Genomic DNA, 23,001 nt, shown 5'->3' on the forward strand with positions numbered 1-23,001 from the left:
AAGTTACTTTTTAATAAGACGAACTATTAATAATTATATCCTATTAGTATTAATTTGTCTATCTTGACCAAAAAATATAAAAATCGGAGGTACTTAATATATTAAGTACCTCCGATTTAATCTTAATACCAATCTTCTATTTTAACTCCTGTATAGAAATGCTGTAAAATATTCTGGTATTGCTTACCACTATCAGCCATACCAGCTACAGCTACCTGATCCATACCAACACTATGGCCCCAGCCACTACCATAGAATAGAAAACTGACTAACTTTCCATTCTGATACTGAGGCTGAATCCAGAACCGATTACTTCTTAAACCACCAAATTTCCAACGTAATCCACTTGTTATCTTCTTCTCTTGATCTGCACCTGTTACTAAGACTGCCTGCACACTACCTGCCTCTCCACGTGAGGTAGGTAGAATCTGCTTAATATCTGTAATCCCTAATTTATCTTCTAAATAATCGACTGAAAGATTCCGTTGCCAACGATAATGGCTTAACTTAGTATATTCTTGAGCAGCTGAATAAGATGCTGGAACTTCCTTCAACCATTCTTTTAACTCTACTGGAGACAGAGGAAATTTACTCTCTTCAACCTCTGTAGAAACTCCTCGTAGATAAGGCACCTTACCACTCCAGATATCTTCACTGTCTTCAGTATGTCCACCAGAATTGGCACTATAGACAGCATTAATTGGATCGCCATTATAAGTCATAACTTCTCCAGCAGTTGCCTGAACTGCCTGATTAGAAGACTTATGCTCACGTCCTAAACCACGATAAGCTGCACAATGAACAGTAGAACAGAGATCAAAACCTTGGCTACCATGTTTCCCTAGATTAGCTAAAGTATAACTACGTGCTGCTACTGCTTGTACCTTTAGTGCTTCGGCTGGCCAAGAAGCTGACATCTCAGAAGGAATAACTGCCTGTAGATACTCTTCTAGACGAACTAGATTAACTGCTGTAATGCCTTCACCTCTTGGTTTTAGCTCTAATAGACCACGATACTGTCTATCTTCTCTCCCTCCCCAATAATATCCTGTTCCATACTCAACATTATGAACCAAAATTGATGCATAAGCTTCAGGTACTATCTTGACTGCTGTAGTAAAATCAATTATTTTATCTTCAAATTCTAATTGATACTTACCATCATTAAATACTGCTTTAACAATTTCACCTTTCTGACCACGAGCTATTATCTCTTCATTCTGTTTTACTAAGAAGTCACTTCCTACTCTAAAGAATAACTGTGGTTTTTCAACTATAATTCCAACTCGGATAGTTGGCCCAGGGTCAGATAAAGGTTTAATAAATTTAAAATCTACTTTCTGAGGTAAATCTTCTCTGGTTAATGGTTCTTTATCTGGCTTATTACCTGGAGTAGTTTTAGATTCAAAGTACTCTGGGTAATCTTGTTTCAATTGATCTAATTTATCCTGTGCTAACTGATTATTACTATTTTCATTGAGAGCTGTCTTAAAGTAGTTAATTGCTTGCTGAATCTTATCTAACTTGAGATAGGATAAAGCTAACTTATAGCTGACTCCTTTCAAACTTCCGTCAGTTTGTAAAGCCTGCTGATAAAACTGTTTAGCTGTACTATAATCCTGCTTAGCAAATTCAACTTCTCCTAACTGATAATAGGCCAAAGCAGAAGTTTCTAGCTTAACTGCTTGTTGAAAATACTTTTTAGCCAAATCATACCTTTTCATTTCTTTATAGATTAATCCTAGATAATAATTGGTTTCTCTTAATTTATAATCTATCTGAGACTGCTTAATTACTTTCATTAATTGCTCTTTAGCAGTTTCTAATTGACCTAGATTATAATAAGCAACTCCTAAGCCTAATCTAACTTCTGGACTAGCATCTAACTGTAATAGCTTTTGATATTCTTCAACTACCTGTTGATAATTACCTAGTTCTTCATAAATGGTAGCTAGATTACTGAGAGCTTGTTTAGAGTTAGTGCTTTCTGCTAGTTGCTGATACTTAGCAATACTAGCCTGATAATCTCCTTGGTAATATAATTCTCTAGCCTGAACCAATAACTTGTCTGCATCTACTGCTTTCTTGTTTTGCTTTGCTTTCTCTAGAGGATCTTGTCTCTTGTTCTTTTGCTTATCCTCTTTATTCTCCTCTACCTTATCTTCTTTTACATCATCCTCTACAACTGGACTGTCTTGACTATTCTGATTAAAATAAAAACTACCAGCTACTGAACTGATTGCCACTACCACAAGAACTACTAGTACTAATGTTATCTTATTTCCTATTTGGTTCATAATTATCCCAACCCTTATTCAAGTCTAGTATTAACTTTATTATAGCGTAGTCTGGTCTAGTAGACAATTATTAATTATTGGCAATTAGATATAAAATAGTTTTTAACATTTTTATACAAAATTTTGATAAAGATTTAATTCAAAAGCTACCAAAAGTTTGATTTTGGGGTTTCAACTGTAAACTGTACACTTATATAATGTGTCATTGACACCTTATATCAATAAAGAAACGCCGGATTTCTCCGACGTTTAAGTTACTATTTCTCTTGGGCTGCTGCTATCTTTTCTAGAGCCTCTGGATCTTGGCTTAATAGATCAGCTAAATAATTACTAAATTCTTCTCTTGTATCCTCTCTAGATAGAGCAAATTCAACTGTAGCTTCTAAAAATCCTAACTTATTACCTATATCATATCTTTTGCCTGCAAAGACGCGAGCAAAGATATTATCTTGTGATAGTAGACTTTCTAAAGCATCAGTCAACTGAATCTCATTTCCTTTACCTGGAGGAGTATTTTCTAAGATATCAAAGATACGTGGTGATAGAATATATCGTCCTAGAATAGCTATATTAGATGGTGCCTCCTCTAAAGCAGGTTTTTCTACCATATTAGCTACCTTATATAGATCATCAGCTACTTGCTGTGAATAATCGACGATACCATACTTATGGACTACTTCATCAGCTACTTCTTGAACACCAATGATACTAGACTCTTCTTCTTCATAAGCCTCAATTAGCTGTTTTGTAACAGGCTTTTTAGCTTTAACAATATCATCACCTAATAGAACAGCAAATGGTTCATCACCAATAAAGGTCTTGGCCCGTAAGATAGCATGGCCTAAACCTTTCGGTTCTTTTTGGCGCACATAATGAACATTGATTAAGCTAGAGATATCTTGAACTGTCTCTAACATATCATCTTTTCCTTTTCTCTCTAGAGCCATCTCTAACTCTAAATTTTTATCAAAATGATCTTCAATTGCCCGCTTATGGCGTCCTGTAATAATGATCAACTCTTCAATCCCTGACTCGACTGCTTCTTCTACAATGTATTGGATTGTTGGTTTATCGACAATTGGTAACATCTCTTTAGGTTGAGCTTTAGTTGCTGGTAAGAACCTAGTTCCTAATCCTGCGGCTGGAATCACTGCTTTTTTAACCTTAGACATGATTTCAATCCTCCTATTTTTATGATTAATAAAGTAATATAGTCATGTGCTATAGAGCTATGAGCTAAATCAAAATCATTACATTCAAAATCTAAACCTAACAAGACTTCTGCTTTAAAAGATTTAAATCAAATTCATTGTTTTGATATTGACTAGGCTCACGACTCACAATTCATCAATGGTGACACTCAATATTGTAACATGGCATAACATATTTTACAATTAACAGACTTCTTTTTACAGAATATTATTTGTAATACTTAAATGTCTCCTTTAATCCATCCTGTAATGTATACTCTGGTTCCCAATCTAATACTTCTTTGGCCTTATCATTAACTAAATAGCTATGTTTAATATCTCCTTCTCTAGCCTCTTGATAGACTGGGTCTAAATTGGTATCTGCTACTTGATTCATAGTTTCTACTAACTGATTAACTGAAGTCTGTCTATTACAACTGATATTAATAATTTCTTCACTACCTGCTTCTAAGGCAGCTAAGTTGGCCCGAGCAATGTCGGCTACATAAATAAAATCTCGTGTTTGCTTTCCATCGCCAAAAATAATTGGTTTCTCACTATTAAGTAATTTATCAACAAAGATAGAAATAACGCCGCCTTCTCCTTTAGGATCTTGGCGTATTCCATAAGCATTAGCATAGCGTAAGATAGTATAATCTAAATCATATAACTGACTAAAGACCTTTAAGTAATGTTCAGGAGTATGTTTAGAGATACCATAATAGGAGATTGGATCGACTGGATGTTTTTCATCTATTCCTAGATATTCTGGTTGACCATAAACTGCTGCTGAAGAAGCATAAACAACCTTTTGAATATCATACTGTTGGCAGTACTCTAATAAATTAACTGTTCCTGTTATATTAATATCACTATCAAAAGCTGGTTCCTTAAGAGAACGTTGAATATCTATTTGAGCTGCCTGATGTATTACATAATCAATATTATACTGTTCGAATACTTCTGTTAAATCATCTCTAATATCTAACTTATGAAATTCAGCTTTTTTATTTAAATTCTCCTTCTTTCCTGTAGATAGATTATCTAGAACAATAACTTTGTCGCCTCTATCTATTAACTGGTCTACAATATGAGAGCCAATGAAACCTGCTCCCCCAGTAACTAGTACTTTCCTTGCTACTGACAATCCTATCATCCCTCTCTATTTAATTTATAGTTCTTCTACTTAATTAATTAAATATTTAACTTAAAATTCCTTTCTTAACCATGAATTCTTGAGGTAAGCTAGCCCGATAATCGAAAGAATACAAAATGGATTCTAAGATTCTTCTACTGGCCTGTCCATCACCATAAGGATTGTTAGTATTAACTATTGTTTGATACTCTTCTTGGTCAGTGACCAACTTGATAAGTGCCTTTCTGATATTTCTTCTTTCAGTGCCTACTAGTTTAATAGTTCCTGCTTTTAATGCCTCTCTACGTTCAGTAGTCTCTCTCAACACTAGAACAGGCTTATCTAAACTAGGTGCTTCTTCTTGTAGACCACCCGAATCAGTAACTACTAAATAACATCTCGCTATTAAATTAATGAATTCTTTGTAAGCTAGAGGATCAATTAAATGTATTCTAGGTTGATTATCTAAGATAGTGTATACCTTATCTTTTACTTTAGGATTGGGATGAACAGGCCAGACTATTTCTACCTCTGAAGATAGAGAGACAATATCTTCGACTGCTCTACAGATATTCTCTAGTGGTTGACCCAAGTTTTCTCTCCGATGTGCTGTTAACAAAATAACTTTATGATTATTTAAATCTATCTGTTGTAAACTAGGATTTTGAAAAGAATAATTAGGCTCTATCATCATCTCTAAAGCATCAATTACTGTATTACCAGTCACAAAAATATTTGAGTCTGAAATTCCTTCAGCTGATAAATTAGAATAATTAGTTTCAGTAGGAGCAAAGTGGAGATCAGCTAAAACACCTGTTAGTCGACGGTTGACCTCTTCAGGGTAAGGAGAGTACTTATTACCACTACGTAGACCTGCTTCTATATGACCTAGCTGTAGTTGGTGATAAAAGGAAGTTAGAGCACTAACAAAGGTAGTAGAAGTATCACCATGGACTAGAACTAGATCTGGCTCTTCTTGATTAAATACTCGATCTAAAGGCTCTAGAATATTAGCAGTTATCTGGGCCAATGACTGGCCTGGTTTCATAATTTCTAGGTCATAATCTGGCGTGATAGAAAATAGCTCTAAGACCTGGTCTAGCATGGAGCGATGTTGACCAGTAACTGTAACTACTGATTTGATTCTATTATCTTCTGCTAAGGTCTTGATGACTGGTGCCATCTTGATTGCTTCTGGCCGGGTACCAAATACAGACATAATTTTGAGTTGCTTCATTTGTTATCCTCCAGATTAATTTTTTCGTAACAATAGGGTGAACACAAGTTATCACTCCTATTGTTATAAAGGTAATATAAGGTAAGGAAGAACCTTGTGTTCTTCCTTACCTTATATCTGTTTCTTTACAATCTGTCTACATCTCTATTATACGGAGGTAGCTATGATTTTATTATCTGGTTTGTGAATTGTTGGCCCATTTACGAGGATTATTTGATATGTATTGACGAACATTATTTAATTCTTGTTGATTACGAATGATACGATCATAATAATTACGTTGCCATAATTTTTTATCAAATCGTTTCCAATTATTATTATAAACACCATCAATATATTTATTGGTTGAAATTGATTTAAAGGCCTGAATCATACGTCCAATTGATCCACCTTTTGTACCACGAGGATAATTTTTGTCATGACCTTTGTCTTGTTTATCAGGTTTAGAGTCAATACGAGTCTCAGGATGAACACAAGGTTCATCCTTATTGTCATTTATTATAATTACTCCATGCATATGATCAGGCATTATTATATATTTATCTAAAACAATATTAGAGAATCGATTCGATAATTCATTCCATTGTCGATCAACCATTTTACCTGCAGAATTCAATTTCATCTTCTGATTAATAATCTTACCGAACATACATTTACGATTATTTGTGCAAATAGTTATAAAATAGGCACCTGGTTGAGAATAATCATAGTCCTGTAATCTAATCGATTGGCGATTTCTTTCCAAGTTAATCCCCTTAGATTACTATTTACCAATCTAATAGAAATATGTATGGGGCGAATCCTGAACCTGTTATGGGGCGAACACAAGGTTCGCCCCATACAGGTAACACGAGCACAGGCGCATAGGTAAGAATAAGTACAGGGGAACACGAGGTTCGCCTGTACTCTGTTGGTATATAGATTCGCCTGTAACTCCTCACTGGACCATATTCTGTTTGGTGTATATTCGCTTATACCCTTTATACCCTATATCTATTCTGTTGTTGCTGCAACCTCTTTTGTAGTAGCCAATTCTTTATTATTCACTGCTGGGCGACCAACACTATAATAGGCAAATCCTCTCTCTTTCATCTCATCTACATCATAACAGTTGCGACCATCAATAAAGATCGAATTATTTAATAATTCTTCTACTTGATCAAGATCAAGATCTTGGAATTCATCCCATTCAGTTACTAAAATAAGAGCATCTGTATCTTCTATAGCATCATAAACCTCTTCACAATACTGAATATCAGCACCAAAGATACCTTCTGCTTCTTCCATAGCAATTGGGTCATAAGCTTTAACTTCTGCACCAGCTTCTAATAACTGCTTGACTACTGTTCTAGATGGTGCTTCTCGCATATCATCAGTATTCGGCTTAAAAGCCAGTCCTAATACTGAAACTGTTTTACCATCTAACTCAGGCAACTCTCTCTTTAACTTATTAACTAACGTTTGTTTCTGTAATTTATTAGTCTCTACAACTGAATTAACTACTTTAAAGTCATAGCCATGTTCTTCTGCTGTCTTGACAATAGCTTTTGTATCCTTCGGGAAACAAGCTCCACCAAAGCCAACTCCAGCTCGTAAGAACTTGTCACTGATTCTGTGATCAAGTCCAATTCCTTTGGCTACTTCTGCTACGTCACCACCTGTTCGTTCACAGATATTAGCAATTTCATTAATAAAGCTGATCTTAGTAGCTAAGAAAGCATTAGCAGCATACTTGATCATCTCTGCACTATAACGATCAGTATGTAAGATAGGTGCATCAAATGACTGATGCAACTCATCTAAAATATCAGCAGCTTTATCACTTTCAGTTCCTATTACTATCCGATCGGGGTGCATAGTATCATCAACTGCAGAACCTTCACGTAAGAACTCTGGACAAGAGACCACATCAAATCCATAATCAGCCTCTTTTTGCTCTGCAATCAATTCTTCTACCCAATCACCTGTTCCTACTGGAACAGTACTCTTATCAATTACAATCTTATAGCCATTAATATGTTGGGCTATCTCTTGGGCTACAGCCTTGACTGCTGATAGATCTGCCCCTCCATCCTCTTGAGAAGGAGTACCTACAGCAATAAAGATAATATCACTTTCTTTAATTCCTTCTTCTAAAGAAGTAGTAAACTTGAGATTACCGTTATCATAATTGCGGTCAACAATCTCTTTTAATCCTGGTTCATAAATAGGCATAACCCCATTCTTCAATCCTTCTATCTTTTCTTCATCTATATCTACACAGATCACTTCATTTCCTAGCTCAGCAAAACAGGCTCCTGATACTAATCCTACATACCCAGTTCCTACGACTGTTAATTTCATCCAATATTCCTCCCATAATTGTTAATTTATAATTGACAATTAAAATCTGCAAAAAAATAAACAATTATTATCTTGTGAAATATATAACACTAAATTTAGTATAGGATAAATTTGAAATTATTTCAATTGATATATCCTTACAATTCTCTACTTTACTTATTTCTAACCATTACATCCTTTCCTGAAAAAGCTATACCTAACTCTAAAACATCATCTATTCCTTGCCCTACTAGCTCTTGTTGATACTCTTTTTCTTCAATCTGATTTAAGGCTGATTCAACTGCTTCTTCTAGAGTTTCATTGGTATACTGATTAACCTTTTTAAACTCTATGACTATGCCTAATTTAGTAATATCTTCTGGGATAAGCATTACATCATAGCGACCATAGCCACTTTCTCGATTAGATTTAACTTGATAATTATCTCTTAAGTTTAAGAGTAGTCCTAACACAAAGGCATGATATACCTTTTCTGGAGCATCTCCACCTACATCAAAATTACTCATGCTATTTAGAACAAATTCTTTAAAAATACCAGTAAAGGTTGCCACATCTCCAGTAGTTAATGACTCTAACATTAATTTAAGTTTCTGGCTAGTAATATTTTCTTCAAACCACTCGATAATTATCTTTTCATAGATATACTTAACTTCTTGGTTGGGGATTGCTAAATCACAATAAAGTCTAGCATCTTCTCGCTTACTACTATTGGCCCGTAAATAACCACTTAATAATAAAAAACTCCATAAAGAACTACTATTTTTATAAATATCTCCAAAGACAATATTTTCATCTATCTTTCTAGTAACTGACTCTCCTTTAATCAGTAATTCTAGGTCGCTTTTTAATTGGCTATCACTATTTATAATTAAATCTTTGATGATTTGGTTACCACTAGTATTGACCCAATAGGGCTTAAGTTGACCATTATAGTAGATACAATTAATTATTGACCAAGGATTATATAATGTTTGATCTCCAAAATAATATCCATTATACCAGTCTTTAATATCTGTTAATTTATATTCTAAATTATAATCTATAAAGATCTTCTCTACTTCTTCTTCCAACAGACCAAAATAACTATCATAGTTAACATTGAGTAAACTACTGACTAATAAATTATTCAATCCAGAAAAGATACTTTCTTTGGCCACTCTTAAGATCCCTGTTAGAACACCTTTAGCTAAACTACTATTATCTTTTAATCCAGTTTCTAAAAATCCTCTCATAAAATTAATTACTTCTTCATAATATCCTTCTGCATACCCACTTTGGATTGGTTGGTCATATTCATCAATTAGAACAATAGTCTTAGTACCATAATATCTTTCTAAATAAATACTTAATTTTCCTAAAGATTTTTGGTAATGAACTCTACTAGCCGTTAAATCAATTATTTGCTGATAGATTTTCTTCTCTTTAGCAGTTAATATATCATCTTCTAATAAATAATTATGGCGTTCATATTCTTCGGAAATAATATCCTTTAAATCTTCAAAACAATTAGCCCAAGTTAAGTCTTTAACACCTTTAAAGGTCAAAAAAATCACTGGATATTGACCTTGTTTATTTAAATATTCTTCAGCTTGCTTATTTATCTTTAAATCTGCAAAGAGATGTCTATTATCTTCAGCAGAGTTTTCAAAAAAATAGCGTAACATTGAAATGTTAAGGGTTTTACCAAATCTTCTAGGACGAGGCAAAAGAATTACTTTAGCTCCATCATCTATAATATCTTTAATCAAAAAGCTCTTATCTACATAATAATAGTCATCTTCAATTATTTCTTTAAAATCACTGATACCTATTGGTAGTTTCTTCATGATCCCCCACCTTTAAGAGATTTCTTTAAGTCCTTCTAATAATTCATAAGAGACATCTACTGTTCCTAACAGAAATTTATCTTCATTTGCTGGGCCATGGCAGTCAGAACCACCTGTTACCAATAGACCATGGTCTGTGGCTAGCTGAAGATAATAATCGGTCTCTTCATCAGTATGTTGGGAATAATAAGCTTCAACTCCGGCAAAGTCCTCCTGGTCTAATAGTTCTATTACTAGCTCTTGATTATCTATGACTCCTGGATGGGCCAAGACTGGGATCCCTGTAGCTTGTCTAATCAACTCAACTGCATCACTAGGCTCTAACTGATACTTAGGAACATAAGCAGGACCACCATCCTCTAAGTAATCATCAAAGGCTGTCTGCATCTCTTCAACATATCCTTCTGCCACCATTAATCGAGCAATATGAGGACGTCCAATTCCTTTCTCTCCAGCTATTTCTTTTAATTTCTCGAATTCAAGCTCTACATCTAAGTCAGCTAATTTATCTAGAATCTGTTGGGCTCTGACTTCTCTAGCTCGCTGCAGTTTATCTAATACATCTGTTAACTCTGGTGCATCTAGATCAATATAGTAACCTAAGATATCTACTCTCTCTCCTTGATAATAAGTTGTTAACTCAATACCTGGTACTACTTCTATATCTAGTTCCTCTGCTAGATCTAAAGCTGGTTTAACACCATCTACACTGTCATGGTCTGTGATAGCAACTGCAGTTAAATCTCTCTCTTGGGCTTCTTTGACTAACTCCTGTGGCGTAAATGATCCATCAGAAGCTGTAGTATGTGTATGTAAATCTATTTGTGACATTTAAGTATCTCCCTTCAAATTTATATAATTTATAATTGAGTTTGTGTCTAAGTTTAAGTCAACCATTAAAATCATTGGTCTTATAATTTGCTCAAGCTTAATCTATTCCTACTCCTCTATCTTCTCTTCTTGATCTAACTCTCCATCATAGTATAACTCATAAGGAATATCAATTTCTTGCAAAATCTGATCTAAAGGATAAACTAGTACCTCTTCTGAAATAAATTGATCATTAGTATAATTAATAATTAGATGATCAACTTCTTCAGCTCTTAATTGTTGCTTGATATCAGATAGCTCATCTTTAGCAAGTAATTCTACATTGACTTTTGATTTAGTTTCTTCACCTTGTTGAGCAATAGAGTCTAAATTCTTGTTGGCCCGATCTTGATACTGTTCAACAATTGTTGACTCTACATCATTGGTTACTTTCTTTCCTAAAAAGCCAATATCAGAGATTAAATTAGATAGGGAATCAGGTAGCTCTTCTTCTATAAATCCTGCTACATATAATTCATCTTCAGGCTCTACTAACTTAAAGGTACGATTAATTACCTGGTCTAAATTTTCAAAACTAAATAATACAAGCATTACTTTCTTCATATATCTCCCCCTCCTCTCCTTACTTATTATAAATTGTCAATGGGTAATTTACAATTTACAATTAAATAAATCTTAAATTCAAAGGCGATTTCGGAAAGGCTTATCAGCCTTCTTCCGAGTGACTTTTGTAAGAAAACAAAAGTCGCCTTGTTTTTCTTATTAAAATCAAAACCCCCTTAAAAAACAATTTCAAAAAATAAATATTATCTATTAGTGATCTAGTATATTAAGTCTAATGAGTTAATGTGTCTAAAAAGAAATTATTTCCTTGCAGTTCATAACTCACAGTTCACAACTATAATTATGCCACAATCTCTAAACCAATTAGTGGCCAATAAAATTTAGCTACTAAAATATAACTGACCCAAGCTACTAACATTAGAATAACCCCTAATCTAACTGCTTCGTCGACACGATAGTAACCAGAAGAGAAAGCAATTGCATTAGGAGGAGAGCCCATTGGCAGACTAAAGGCTAATCCACCTGGTAAAGCAACAGATAGAGTAATAATTACAGGATTTATATTATAGATATCACCAATACTATAGGCTAAAGGTAGAATAATAGCTACTGCAGCTACATTACTGACTCCTTCTGTAATCATCATCGTGAAGATAGCCAAAAAGATTAAGAAGGTAAATGGTGATAATTCTAAATTAGAAAATACAGCTTTTGATAACCAGTTGGTAGCTCCTGTTTCAACTAAAGAGGTAGCTACTACTATTGCTCCACCATACATTAAAATAACTCCCCAGTTAATATATTGTTCAATATCTTCCCATTCTACTACATTGATAACAAAAGTCAGCACTCCACCTAGAATAGAGATTACAGCAATATCTATCCATTGAGATAAGAATAACCAACTGAAGACGACTAAAGATAAAACTACACTTAACTTCTTCTCTTTAACAGTTAGTTCTCCTGCTTCGGCCATTTTCTTTCTTAATTTATCTCGAGCTGGTTTAATACTGTCTAGATCTATTTCTAATACTTTAGTTAAGAAAATTGAAACAACAACTAAGATTAAAGTAGGAATCGGCCAAGAATACTTGATCCATTCAAAAAAGCCAATTGTAATTCCATAATTCTTCTCTAATAATCCTACAGCTAATAAGTTTCTAGCTCCACCTAAGAAAGTAGTAATTCCTCCGGCAATTGCACCCCAAGCCATAGACAGGAAGAGATACTTAGCATAACTACTCTGTAAAGGTTCTAACTCCAAGCTGGTAGCAATCTCTACAATAATAGGAAATAATAAAGCAGCTACTGCATGCTCAGGCATAATACAGGATAGAAAAGCAGAAGATAATAAAATACCTAACAATAATTTTCTAGGACTCTGACCAAAGGTACGCATAATCTTAAAAGCTATTCGAGATCCTAAACCAGTCTGATAGATTCCAGCTGCCAAAATTAGAGCTCCTAAAATAAAAAAGATTGCCTTATTACCAAATAAAGCAAAGGTATGCTCTAACTCTAAGATATTTAATAAAGGCATTAGGGCTATACCTAATAAACCTGTAACTGATAAGGGAATAGCTTGACTGACCCATAGACTTAAACAGAGAATAAAGACAGCAAATGAATTCTTTCCAGCAATACTCAAACCTTCAGGGGAAGGCGATAATAAGATAACAGTAAATAGAGTAATTCCAAGAGTAACAATTATTCGTTTTATATTTTCGAACATATTCTGACCCCTCTACTTTCTTTTATAGTTTTATTTTAGCGTACTGTTTCTTATTATATCATTTTTTCAAGCTCTTGTAAACGAGGTAAACCAATAGGAATGGTAGGTTTATCAGAAACTATAAACAGAAAAGGTGAACAAAAGGTTCACCTTTTCTGCAAAATCACCTGTCCTAGAAAATAGTAAGGGATGAACACAAGGTTCATCCCTTACTATTTATAACTATAGATCTCACATAACTATTATAGTTTCTGGTCAATTGCTGATAATACCTTATCAACTGATTCCTCTAGAGATAGATCTCTGGTATCGACTACTACTTCTGGATTAACTGGCTCTTCATAAGGAGCAGAAATACCAGTGAAGTTATCTATTTCACCTTTTTTAGCCTGTTCATATAAACCTTTTGGATCACGTTGGGCACAAGTTTCTACATCAGCTTTAACATAAACTTCAATAAAGTTATCTGCTCCTGCCTTCTCTCTAGCAAAATCTCTAGAATCTTGATAAGGAGAGATAAAGGAAGCTAATGTAATTAAGCCGGCATCTTGAAATAAGGCAGCTGTCTCAGCAATACGACGGATGTTTTCATTACGATCTTCAGGGGTAAAACCTAAATCTGAGTTTAGACCATGACGTATATTATCACCATCTAGTCTATAGACAGCCTTTTGCTGGGCTACTAGTTGTTTTTCTACTTCGACGGCAATTGTTGATTTACCTGAACCTGATAGTCCTGTAAACCAGATGACAAGACCAGGTTGGTCTAGCACGTTGCATCTATCTTGGTGAGTTACTTCGCCTTCGTGCCAGACGATGTTGTCTGAGGTTGCATTTGAAGATGACACTTTTTCACCTCCTAACATAATGAATTGACAATGGACAATTAAAATTCAAGAACAAGAAAATAAATCAAAGCAGAGCTTTTGACACAATAGCGTTCCCAAGCAGGAGCTTGGGAACGAGATAAATAAAAAAACCAGGAGCTTGGGAACGAGATAAATAAAAAAACCGAGAGCTTGGGAACGAGAACAACGAGAACAAGAAAAATAAGAGTTTCTTTTAAAACTAGTTACTAAGCTCCTGCTTAGTAACTCTAATATTTTACAAAGCTCTGCTTGAAGGTTATATCTCTAATTTATCAATATCTATATGTTGACAATCATTAGCACTAGAGTAACTCCAGTTCGCTGGTTCATTTACAAGACCTTTTCGCACTGGATTATAATAAATATATTGTATTTTCTGTTTTAACATTTTCTCAGTTACTATAGCTTGTGGATGAAACCCCTCTTGCCATACTTGATGAGCACTTTTTCGTTTATAATCTTGCTTATAAAATTTCAATTGATTTAAAAGCCATTGTTTATTATCTTCTTGAACTTCTCTAATTATATTTCTTGCTGTGTAACTTTTAAAATCTTTTATTACTTGAGAAAGATTGTTAGCTGATACTATGCAATGAATATGATTAGGCATAATTACATAAGCAAATAGTTTTAACTCTTTATTTTTTATGCAATATTTTAAAGAGTTAATAATAATATCAAAGTATTTCTGATCTGTAAAAATAGGAATCCAGTTTACAATAGTTGAAGTTATAAAATAAAGGTTATGATTTTCTAATATGTTATATCGAGATCTAATTTTCTTGTTCCCTCCTCAGTAAGTTTTGGTTATTATTCCCGAAACTTATTTACATAATAACCAAAATTGAGAAACAAGAAAACAAATCAAAGCAGAAGTTAAACTAGTTCCTAAGCTTTTGCTTAGGAACTCAAATATTTAAAAAATTCCATAAACAAAGCAGAGCTTTTAGTATAATAGCGTTCCCAAGCAGGAGCTTGGGAACGAGGAACAAGAAAACAGGAGCTTGGGAATGAGAAATCTAAACAAACAAGAACTCGAAAACAAAGGATACACACTGCAACTAACTTCAAAACTAGTTACTAAGCTCCTGCTTAGTAACTCTAACATCTTAGAAAAACTAAATTCCCGACCTAATACTTTGCTTTTTTATTAACATAATGAATTGATAATACATTCCTTCAGGTTTTGACAAGCAAAACCCTTCGTGAGAAAAAGTTGGCTATGCACCGACTTTTTCTCTACCACGGCCTAAAGATAATACCTCTATCTTGTAATAGACCTTCTATTTCTCTAGCAGCCTCTTGCTCAGATTCAAAGTCTGCAATCTGTAGGTCATAGTCAATATCTGTCGTTACATTATCACCTAACCAGACTGTTTCTATCTGATCTGGAGCAACTGTTGTCTTAATTAATTCTAGATCTTCTTGACTTAATTCTACAGCAGTTACAAGTAGGATAGCTCCAGCATCAAGCATAATATGAGAGACTTCAGATAGTCTACGTAAGTGTTCTTCTTTATGATTATTCTGACCTTTAATATCAGCATCTACTCCATAAAGCAGATTACCAATACCTAAGAAGTAAGACATTTGACCTTCATTAAATAACTTCTTCTCTAATTCTTTGGCTGTTGGTTTCTTACCTACATTTTCTTCTCCTGTAAGTAAGACTAGAGTAGGCTGTTGACTATACTTCTTGGCTCTCTCTTCACGCGTGATCTTACTCTTTTCCCACTTGTAATTTCTAAGCATTACTTTTTCTCGAACCCAGCTCTGTTTATCTTCTATTGCTTCTTCAACTAAGCCACCCCCAGCAATCTCATAGTCATCTACAACTACAAAACGACTTGTCTTTTCAAATTCAGTAGCTAAATCAAAGGCAATAGCTTCATTTAACTTGAAGACACACTGGGCTACATCATGGCGCTCTACTTGATCTTTCTCTTGACTCTGGCTTAAGTTAGAGGCATCTATAACTCGTTCTATTCTTTCTAGTCTAGCACTTACTTTAGTAGTACCTAATTTAAGCTTATATTCTTTATTCTTGCTCAGTGGTTCTTTACCTAGCCAGAATAGATTAGCTTTGATTCTTGAAGTTACTTCTGGCTCTGTCTCGTCTGCTATAGTAGCTAATTCACCACGTTTAATAAAGATCTGTTCATCTAAAGTAAATCCTGTAGCATAACCAGGCCCAATAGTATCGGTCTCAGCCCGATTAAATCCTTCAATGGATTTAACAGTGCTTCGCTTGCCTGAAGGATAGAAGACGACTTCATCTCCCACACTTACCTGTCCTGCTTCAATAGTTCCAGAAACAATTCGTCGGTCATCTCCACCACGTGTAAATTTATAGACATCTTGGACAGGCATTCTAAATGGCTTATTCTTAGATAGCTTTTTATTCTCAAAACTATCTAAAACATCTAGTACAGTCTGACCTTGATACCAAGGAGTCTCATCAGATAAAGTAGCTATGTTATCTCCTTCTAGACCACTGACAGGAACAAAGCATTCTGCTTCCATATCTATCTCTTCTAAAAATTCAGTATAATCATTAACTATGTTATTAAATGTGTCTTGGTCATAGTCTACTAGATCCATCTTATTGACTAAGACAGATACTTGATCAATTCCTAGCATAGATAACATATAACAGTGACGTTTAGAGTTTTCTTGGATTCCTTCATCAGCATCAATTACTAATAATGCTGCTTCTGCTCTAGCTGCTCCTGTTACCATATTCTTTAGAAATTCAATATGGCCTGGTGCATCTAGGATAATATACTTTCGTAAGTCAGTTTCAAAGAAGACTCGAGCCGAATCAATAGTAATCCCTTGGTCTTGTTCATCTTTTAGAGCATCTAATAGAAAAGCATATTCAAATGGTTTAGAGTTACGGCGACAAGTTTCTTTAACTTCTTCTAGTTTTCCTTGTGGTAGTGAGTCTGTATCAGCTAGTAAACGGCCGATGATAGTACTTTTCCCGTGGTCAACATGGCCGGCGATTACTAGATTCATGTTTTGATCTATGTTTTCATTTATGTTGTTAGTCATAATTTCGCTCCCTTCAGCTACGTTATTAGTTTACAGTTTACGGTTGATAATTGATAGTTAAAATCAAACCCAAAATCATTAAAATTAATTAATAATAGGTAATTAAATTCGAAAAATCTAAAACGTCTAAAATGCTAGACATGGCAGTGCCATGTCTCTACAAATCTATAAAAACAATAACCATGGATTTGGTAGTACCAAATCTCTACATATAATAACCATTAAATAAATAATAATCATTGATTTGGCGGTGCCAACCCTCTAATAATTACACAACATTAATCGTGGACTTGGCAATGCCAAGTCCCTACATTTACATAAATGGCAGGTTAGATCATTTTGTTAGCTTTTTGGACTATTCTTTTATCTATTTCTAATAAATCAATTATTTCTTTCTGGCTATATCCTTTTTTCAACAGTTTAATAGCTGAATTTACCTGTTCTTGCTCTCTTCCTTTTTCTAATCCTCTCTCTTCAGCTGTTCTAATCTCTTCCTTTTTATCCATGATTCTCTTTCTTTCTGCCTGATAAATTTCTTGTTCTTGTTCATCAAAATACATTTTCTCTAATCTTTCTATAGCTTTTTGGATTCCTTCTTCTTGCCTTAATTCTTCTGGCAGATTTCCTTTATCATACTCATAAGCTTTGTTTAAGAAGTTTATCCATCTATCTAATACTGTCTTTAAATCTGCTACATCTTTTTTAAATTTACTCATTTCTATAAAATGCAATTCTTGATAATCAAGTTCTGGATAAGATTGATTAGTGACAGCATCTTTCAAAACTACTTGTCTATGATATCTATCATCTGTAAAATAATCAAAATCCAATAAATGAATTCCAATTGTCTTTCTCAATTCTCGATAATCTTCTGCTTTTTTTATCTGATCAGTATATACTTTACCCCAGTAATACAAAGATCTTTTCCCATAAGCCCCTTGTTCAGCTAGTTGCATTTCTATATCATACCACTTGCCTGCTTCATCAACTGCTTTAATATCTAAAATACTCATTTTACCTTGCAGATAGTCTGCTAAGTTATAAGGATTTTTAATTTCTAAATCCTTAATTTTAGGTTCTCTATTTAATACTGCATTGATGAATGATAGTAAGATGTCTTTATTTTCTTGGCTACCAAATAATTTTCTAAAGACTAAATCTATTTTGGGATTATATCTACACAATTTGATTCACCCCCATTTTGGGTTATACATATTGGTTAATATTATAATATCAACATGGTAGACATGGCATACCCTAATGATAGACATGGCAGTGCCATGTCTCTACATTGTCTCAACAACATAACGACATTATAGGTTGACAGGGCTGTTATTGTCTAATTCCCATTTTAATGGGTTTTGTCTAATATAGGTACCAATTCTATTTAATTCATCTTCACTGCGAATTATTCTATCGTAATAATTTCTTTGCCAGATAGAATTACCAGGGGTATTTCTGATTTGGTTTGTTTTCTTTGTTACGGCTGATTTATAGGAACCTATGATTGTTGATAAGGTTCCTGATTTTCGATTACCAAATTTTCTGGTTTTGGTTGTTTTCGTTGTTGTTGTAGGGACATGGCATGCCATGTCCCTACAATCATTGTTTTTTATATTTCTACAATTGTTATTTTTAATGATGATTATGCCGTGAATATGGTTGGGCATGATTATATGTTGGTCTAATTTAACGTTATCAAAATGTTGAGGTATTTCTGACCAGTAATCATCTGCTATCTGACCATATTTATTTAATTTTATTTTGTTGTCATTAATTTTGCCAAATATACAATTGCGATTTGAACTACAGATGGTGACAAAATAATGTCCTGATTTTGAATAATCGTAATTTTTTAATCGCATTGATTTGCCATTATATTTTTGTTTCAATTCAATCCCCTTATGTTATCTTTCCAAACAATTCTGTTGATAAACGTGAGGATTGTAATTTATATGACGTTGGCCTGTTAAAAATGGCAGACATGCCTATAATGGTAGACAGGGCAGCCATATCGATGAGACAGGGCATGCCCTGTCTCTACATGTATGTGGTCTGGGTATGTTGGCCCGTAATATAAATATTGTTGTGGATTTGGCAATGCCAGATTTCTATGTGCATTGGCCTTAACATGAACATCGTAGACTTGGCAATGCCAAGTCTCTACATGAATTAACAATTGCAGAAATTAATCATAAACAATTTGATTAATCCATATCAATGGATACATTTGTTGGCCCGTAACACATCATATATGGTAGACATAACAATGTCATTATTGTAGACATGGCAGTGCCATGTCTCTACATTTAATTTGTTTTAAAAATAAATTTGATTAACCTACATGTATCCGTCTTTACGTAATTTAGGAGACAGGGCGTTTCTATGAGACAGGGCGTGCCCTGTCTCTACATTATATTTTATTCTTCCTAGAAAAACGCCTAGGGTAATCTATATATAGCTGTCTTTTCGTAATTCATGGCATGCCATGATTCTACATTTTGGGTTTCTTTTGAAAAGAAACCTAGATTAACCTACATGTATCCGTCTTTACGTAGTTCTTCTAATCCTGCGCCTTCGTCTGAATCTTGGGCTCGGCCGTCTCGTTCGGCTATATCAGAGAATTTACCGCTTTTTAATTCTTGAACTACTTCGTCTACATTACTAGCAGTAGATTGAACAGGATCAGTACAAGTATAGCATCCTAGAGAACGATATCTCTCTCCTTCACCTCTATCATAATAAAGATCTACTATTGGAATCTGTTCTCGTTTGATATACTCCCAGATATCGAGTTCAGTCCAGTCTAGTAATGGGTGAATCCGGACGTGAGTACCAGGAGCAAAGTCTGTCTTATACTGGCTCCAAAACTCAGGTGGTTGGTCTCCAATATCCCAATCATTATTTGTATCTCGAGGAGAGAAGTAACGTTCCTTAGAACGGGAACCTTCCTCATCTGCTCTAACTCCTACAATAACACCTGTATATGGCTTTTGATTGTCATCTGCTTCATACTCGCCTGTTTCATGATTCATCCTGTATCGTTTCCAAGTTCCATTTAGTGTCTTCTTTAGTGCCTCTGCTTTCATGTTCTTACAACACTGTGTATGATCTACATTGCCATCAGGAAGAGTCTGTTTTTCTTCTAAAGCTCTTTCGTTTTGGCCATAGATCATATCTAATTTCCACTCTCGCGCTAACTTATCACGATGTTCAATCATCTCTGGAATTTGATAGCCTGTATCGATATGTACTAAAGGAAGTGGCACATGTCCAAAGAAAGCCTTCCGAGCTAACCATAAAAGAACTGTACTATCCTTTCCAATTGACCATAACATACTTAAGTTATTGAATTCGCTATATGCTTCTCTAATGATATGAATACTCTTATTCTCTAATTTGTCTAAATGATCCACGACTTGATCAACCTCCTTGAGTGATAATTTATAGTTATAGTATAATATTACACTTGATTGATATAAAGTGGCACTTTCTGCCACAACTACCAGTTATCCGTAATCTGTAGATGATCTTTATCACGAAGAGTTTTTATGAAACTCGTAGGGTCAGCTATATCACTATTATTTCAATATAAAATTAGATATTCACAAATAACAATTCAGACCTAGGTAGCATCAAACCCGTTAATCCCTACTAAATCACTATGTTTAATTGACTTTCCCTGAGTTAAGTAACATTATAACAATTATATGCTAGTTTGCAAGGAAGAAATCAACTTAAATGAAATTTTAATAATAAAAAAGGATGAACCTAAAGTTCATCCCAAAATCAAAAAATCACATTAAATGAATCTAAACTTATCATAGATTAATTTTTCCCTATAAAGTTTTCAATAGTTTCTATTATCTTTTCTTTACCACTTTTATATTTATTAGGAGTAAACCTCCTAGCCTTTTCTATTATATTTCCCAAATTTTCATCTTCTTCCCATTCCAAAATATATCCAGCATCTTTAAACTTGTTTATAATTTCTTTTTGATGATTATCATTATGTTCATTATATTTTTTTAACCTTGCCACAGCAATGATCTTTTTTTCTTTCTCTACCCCATGAATAATTGAACCCGTTCCACCATGCGTAATTATAAGATCAGCCTCTTCATACATTGTATTCATTTCTTCATATGTGTAAAAGGATTTAGTCTCAATAAAATCACTTTCAAAGTTTGTATTTCCGATTTGTGCTATAAGTTTATCTTCAATAATTCCAAATTCTTTTAGTTTTTCCACTTCATTTAGAAGACGTTCAAAAGATAATTCATGTGTCCCTAATACTATAAATATCAATATATTCCCCCTCCTGGATAAATAGCTTCAGGATAATGCTTCTTCATTTCTTCCCACTGAACAATAAATAAATCAGCAATTGGATATACTATTCGTCCTGATAAAGTTGGACTTTTTATCTTTGCAAAACTTTCTATGAAAATAACCTTTTTACCAAATAATTTAGCAATATAACACATTGGAACCCCTGTATGCGCTCCTGTAGTGATAACATAATCTGGCTTTTCAAGTGCAAATATTATAAAAGACTTTATTAAGTTATATATAAATTTAAAAAAATATCTGATTGGATAATTTCTACCACCATGAATCAAAAAAGATACTGGATACTTTTCTCTTAAGTTCAGTGTGAAATCTAATTTCTCTGTAACAATATGGAAATCATACTTTTTAAACATTTCCTCTAATTTTAGTAATTGAGTCAAATGACCTCCACAAGATGAAATTAATAATAATTTTTTGTTCTTCACAATTAATTCCTCCAGGTTTATGAAGTTTATATTATTTTTTTATTATTTCTTCATTTATTCTTTTAAATAAATCTAAAGAAATAACTTCAGAATCATAATTTTGAGCTGTCTCTAAAGCCTTTTCTCTCATTACCTCTTTTTCTTCTTTATTATAAAAATATATTATTTTATCATATAAATCATTCTTATTTCCCATTTCAAAAAATAATCCATTTTTTTCATCTTTAATATAGCTTTTTAATCCACCAATATTTGAACCAATAACTGGCACCCTACAAGCCATTGCTTCTAATCCAACTAAGCCTAGGCTTTCTTTTAATTTTGTAGGGAATACAAAAATATCCATTACCGAGTATAAGGGTGGTAATTGATTTTGCGGTTTAGACCCTAAATAAATTATATTATCTTCCAACTTTAATTTCTTTATAGTTTTTAAAAACTCATTTTTGTCTGGCCCATCTCCAATTACTAATCCTTTAAACTTAATATCATTATTATTTTCTTTAAACAGCTTTAAAGCCTCTAAATAAATATCCCATCCTTTACCATCATATAACCTTGATACATAGCCTATCACATACTCATTATCTAAATTTAAATTTTCTTTATCTTTTAGCTCATTAACTGATTTAAATAAATCAAAGTTTATTCCTGAAGAAGGAGAAATAAAAATTTTATCTTCCACTATTGGAAATTTATTAACTACCACTTCCTTAAAATACTGAGATGGAACCACAAACATATCAGCTTTTTTAGCTAAAATCTTAGTAAACCATCTTAATATTTTAGAAAAAAAACTATCTATCATAATATCACTACCATGAGCATTCATTATTAACGGTTTATCAACAAAAAATTTCAAAAATAATAATGGAATAGATGCATGAGTTACATAATGAAGGTAAATTACATCATAATCTTTTTTAGAACCTTTTTTTAATATATTATAATAAAATTTTATATAAATAAATATCTTTTCTAATTTATTAGAAGTTTTATTTTTAATTACTGCTTTTTTACTAACTAAAGCACCTCTACTTTCAATATTATCCACGAAGTTCTTAACAAAAATTCCATAGCTTGGATTTTTCTTAGATGGATACATATTAGAAACTAAAAAAATATTAATCTTTTCCATTCTAATA

Annotated in this window: 19 protein-coding genes; all 19 read right to left on the minus strand. The window is 33.4% G+C overall.

What is annotated here, in order from left to right; translation table 11 throughout:
- Positions 1 to 122: 122 nt before the first annotated feature.
- Positions 123 to 2,297 carry a SpoIID/LytB domain-containing protein gene (locus tag ACYQ39_RS06585; RefSeq protein WP_459841336.1) on the minus strand — a complete coding sequence of 725 codons (2,175 nt, stop codon included), beginning with the start codon at positions 2,295 to 2,297 and terminating at the stop codon, positions 123 to 125.
- 257 nt (positions 2,298 to 2,554) lie between these two features.
- Complete coding sequence (gene galU / locus ACYQ39_RS06590; protein WP_459841338.1) at positions 2,555 to 3,469, minus strand: UTP--glucose-1-phosphate uridylyltransferase GalU; 915 nt, start codon at positions 3,467 to 3,469, stop codon at positions 2,555 to 2,557.
- A gap of 247 nt (positions 3,470 to 3,716) precedes the next feature.
- A complete protein-coding gene (locus ACYQ39_RS06595) occupies positions 3,717 to 4,643 on the minus strand; it encodes an SDR family oxidoreductase (RefSeq protein WP_459841340.1) in 927 nt (308 codons plus the stop codon).
- Positions 4,644 to 4,689: 46 nt separating this feature from the next.
- On the minus strand, positions 4,690 to 5,859 hold the full coding sequence (gene wecB / locus ACYQ39_RS06600; protein ID WP_459841341.1) for a non-hydrolyzing UDP-N-acetylglucosamine 2-epimerase: 1,170 nt from the start codon (positions 5,857 to 5,859) through the stop codon (positions 4,690 to 4,692).
- Positions 5,860 to 6,031: 172 nt separating this feature from the next.
- Positions 6,032 to 6,604 carry a transposase gene (locus ACYQ39_RS06605; RefSeq protein WP_459841343.1) on the minus strand — a complete coding sequence of 191 codons (573 nt, stop codon included), beginning with the start codon at positions 6,602 to 6,604 and terminating at the stop codon, positions 6,032 to 6,034.
- Positions 6,605 to 6,852: 248 nt separating this feature from the next.
- Complete coding sequence (locus tag ACYQ39_RS06610; protein ID WP_459841345.1) at positions 6,853 to 8,202, minus strand: UDP-glucose dehydrogenase family protein; 1,350 nt, start codon at positions 8,200 to 8,202, stop codon at positions 6,853 to 6,855.
- Positions 8,203 to 8,354: 152 nt separating this feature from the next.
- Positions 8,355 to 10,028 (minus strand): AAA family ATPase, encoded by a 1,674-nt coding sequence (locus tag ACYQ39_RS06615; RefSeq protein ID WP_459841347.1) that lies wholly within the window; start codon positions 10,026 to 10,028, stop codon positions 8,355 to 8,357.
- Positions 10,029 to 10,040: 12 nt separating this feature from the next.
- On the minus strand, positions 10,041 to 10,859 hold the full coding sequence (locus ACYQ39_RS06620; protein ID WP_459841349.1) for a PHP domain-containing protein: 819 nt from the start codon (positions 10,857 to 10,859) through the stop codon (positions 10,041 to 10,043).
- A gap of 108 nt (positions 10,860 to 10,967) precedes the next feature.
- Positions 10,968 to 11,462 (minus strand): hypothetical protein, encoded by a 495-nt coding sequence (locus ACYQ39_RS06625; protein WP_459841351.1) that lies wholly within the window; start codon positions 11,460 to 11,462, stop codon positions 10,968 to 10,970.
- Positions 11,463 to 11,763: 301 nt separating this feature from the next.
- Positions 11,764 to 13,155: an SLC13 family permease gene (locus ACYQ39_RS06630; RefSeq protein WP_459841353.1), complete on the minus strand. Its 1,392-nt coding sequence runs from the start codon at positions 13,153 to 13,155 to the stop codon at positions 11,764 to 11,766.
- Positions 13,156 to 13,397: 242 nt separating this feature from the next.
- Positions 13,398 to 14,021, minus strand: a complete 624-nt coding sequence (gene cysC, locus ACYQ39_RS06635) for an adenylyl-sulfate kinase (RefSeq protein WP_459841355.1) — start codon at positions 14,019 to 14,021, stop codon at positions 13,398 to 13,400.
- Between the two features lie 259 nt (positions 14,022 to 14,280).
- Positions 14,281 to 14,802 (minus strand): REP-associated tyrosine transposase, encoded by a 522-nt coding sequence (locus tag ACYQ39_RS06640; protein WP_459841667.1) that lies wholly within the window; start codon positions 14,800 to 14,802, stop codon positions 14,281 to 14,283.
- A gap of 461 nt (positions 14,803 to 15,263) precedes the next feature.
- On the minus strand, positions 15,264 to 17,078 hold the full coding sequence (locus ACYQ39_RS06645) for a GTP-binding protein (protein ID WP_459841357.1): 1,815 nt from the start codon (positions 17,076 to 17,078) through the stop codon (positions 15,264 to 15,266).
- 329 nt (positions 17,079 to 17,407) lie between these two features.
- Positions 17,408 to 18,262, minus strand: a complete 855-nt coding sequence (locus tag ACYQ39_RS06650; RefSeq protein ID WP_459841358.1) for an Rpn family recombination-promoting nuclease/putative transposase — start codon at positions 18,260 to 18,262, stop codon at positions 17,408 to 17,410.
- Between the two features lie 129 nt (positions 18,263 to 18,391).
- Entirely contained in the window at positions 18,392 to 18,970 is a 579-nt protein-coding gene (locus ACYQ39_RS06655; protein ID WP_459841359.1) for a transposase, read from the minus strand.
- Positions 18,971 to 19,612: 642 nt separating this feature from the next.
- Positions 19,613 to 20,494, minus strand: coding sequence for a sulfate adenylyltransferase subunit CysD (gene cysD, locus ACYQ39_RS06660; RefSeq protein WP_459841361.1), 882 nt, complete (start codon positions 20,492 to 20,494; stop codon positions 19,613 to 19,615).
- A 412-nt stretch (positions 20,495 to 20,906) separates the two neighbouring features.
- Positions 20,907 to 21,386 (minus strand): PssE/Cps14G family polysaccharide biosynthesis glycosyltransferase, encoded by a 480-nt coding sequence (gene pssE, locus ACYQ39_RS06665; protein WP_459841362.1) that lies wholly within the window; start codon positions 21,384 to 21,386, stop codon positions 20,907 to 20,909.
- Positions 21,383 to 21,859 carry a PssD/Cps14F family polysaccharide biosynthesis glycosyltransferase gene (pssD, locus tag ACYQ39_RS06670; RefSeq protein WP_459841669.1) on the minus strand — a complete coding sequence of 159 codons (477 nt, stop codon included), beginning with the start codon at positions 21,857 to 21,859 and terminating at the stop codon, positions 21,383 to 21,385. Before pssD ends, pssE begins: the two co-directional genes overlap by 4 nt.
- Before the next feature lie 28 nt (positions 21,860 to 21,887).
- Positions 21,888 to 22,994 (minus strand): glycosyltransferase family 4 protein, encoded by a 1,107-nt coding sequence (locus ACYQ39_RS06675; protein ID WP_459841363.1) that lies wholly within the window; start codon positions 22,992 to 22,994, stop codon positions 21,888 to 21,890.
- Between the last annotated feature and the right edge of the window lie 7 nt (positions 22,995 to 23,001).

It is taken from the genome of Halanaerocella petrolearia (assembly GCF_054657875.1).

What these genes read in the sequence shown, in the direction of transcription:
- ACYQ39_RS06585 (WP_459841336.1), bottom strand. Translation starts at nt 2,297, where the DNA reads ATGAACCAAATAGGAAATAAGATAACATTAGTACTAGTAGTTCTTGTG.
- galU (WP_459841338.1), bottom strand. Translation starts at nt 3,469, where the DNA reads ATGTCTAAGGTTAAAAAAGCAGTGATTCCAGCCGCAGGATTAGGAACT.
- ACYQ39_RS06595 (WP_459841340.1), bottom strand. Translation starts at nt 4,643, where the DNA reads ATGATAGGATTGTCAGTAGCAAGGAAAGTACTAGTTACTGGGGGAGCA.
- wecB (WP_459841341.1), bottom strand. Translation starts at nt 5,859, where the DNA reads ATGAAGCAACTCAAAATTATGTCTGTATTTGGTACCCGGCCAGAAGCA.
- ACYQ39_RS06610 (WP_459841345.1), bottom strand. Translation starts at nt 8,202, where the DNA reads ATGAAATTAACAGTCGTAGGAACTGGGTATGTAGGATTAGTATCAGGA.
- ACYQ39_RS06615 (WP_459841347.1), bottom strand. Translation starts at nt 10,028, where the DNA reads ATGAAGAAACTACCAATAGGTATCAGTGATTTTAAAGAAATAATTGAA.
- ACYQ39_RS06620 (WP_459841349.1), bottom strand. Translation starts at nt 10,859, where the DNA reads ATGTCACAAATAGATTTACATACACATACTACAGCTTCTGATGGATCA.
- ACYQ39_RS06625 (WP_459841351.1), bottom strand. Translation starts at nt 11,462, where the DNA reads ATGAAGAAAGTAATGCTTGTATTATTTAGTTTTGAAAATTTAGACCAG.
- ACYQ39_RS06630 (WP_459841353.1), bottom strand. Translation starts at nt 13,155, where the DNA reads ATGTTCGAAAATATAAAACGAATAATTGTTACTCTTGGAATTACTCTA.
- cysC (WP_459841355.1), bottom strand. Translation starts at nt 14,021, where the DNA reads ATGTTAGGAGGTGAAAAAGTGTCATCTTCAAATGCAACCTCAGACAAC.
- ACYQ39_RS06645 (WP_459841357.1), bottom strand. Translation starts at nt 17,078, where the DNA reads ATGACTAACAACATAAATGAAAACATAGATCAAAACATGAATCTAGTA.
- ACYQ39_RS06675 (WP_459841363.1), bottom strand. Translation starts at nt 22,994, where the DNA reads ATGGAAAAGATTAATATTTTTTTAGTTTCTAATATGTATCCATCTAAG.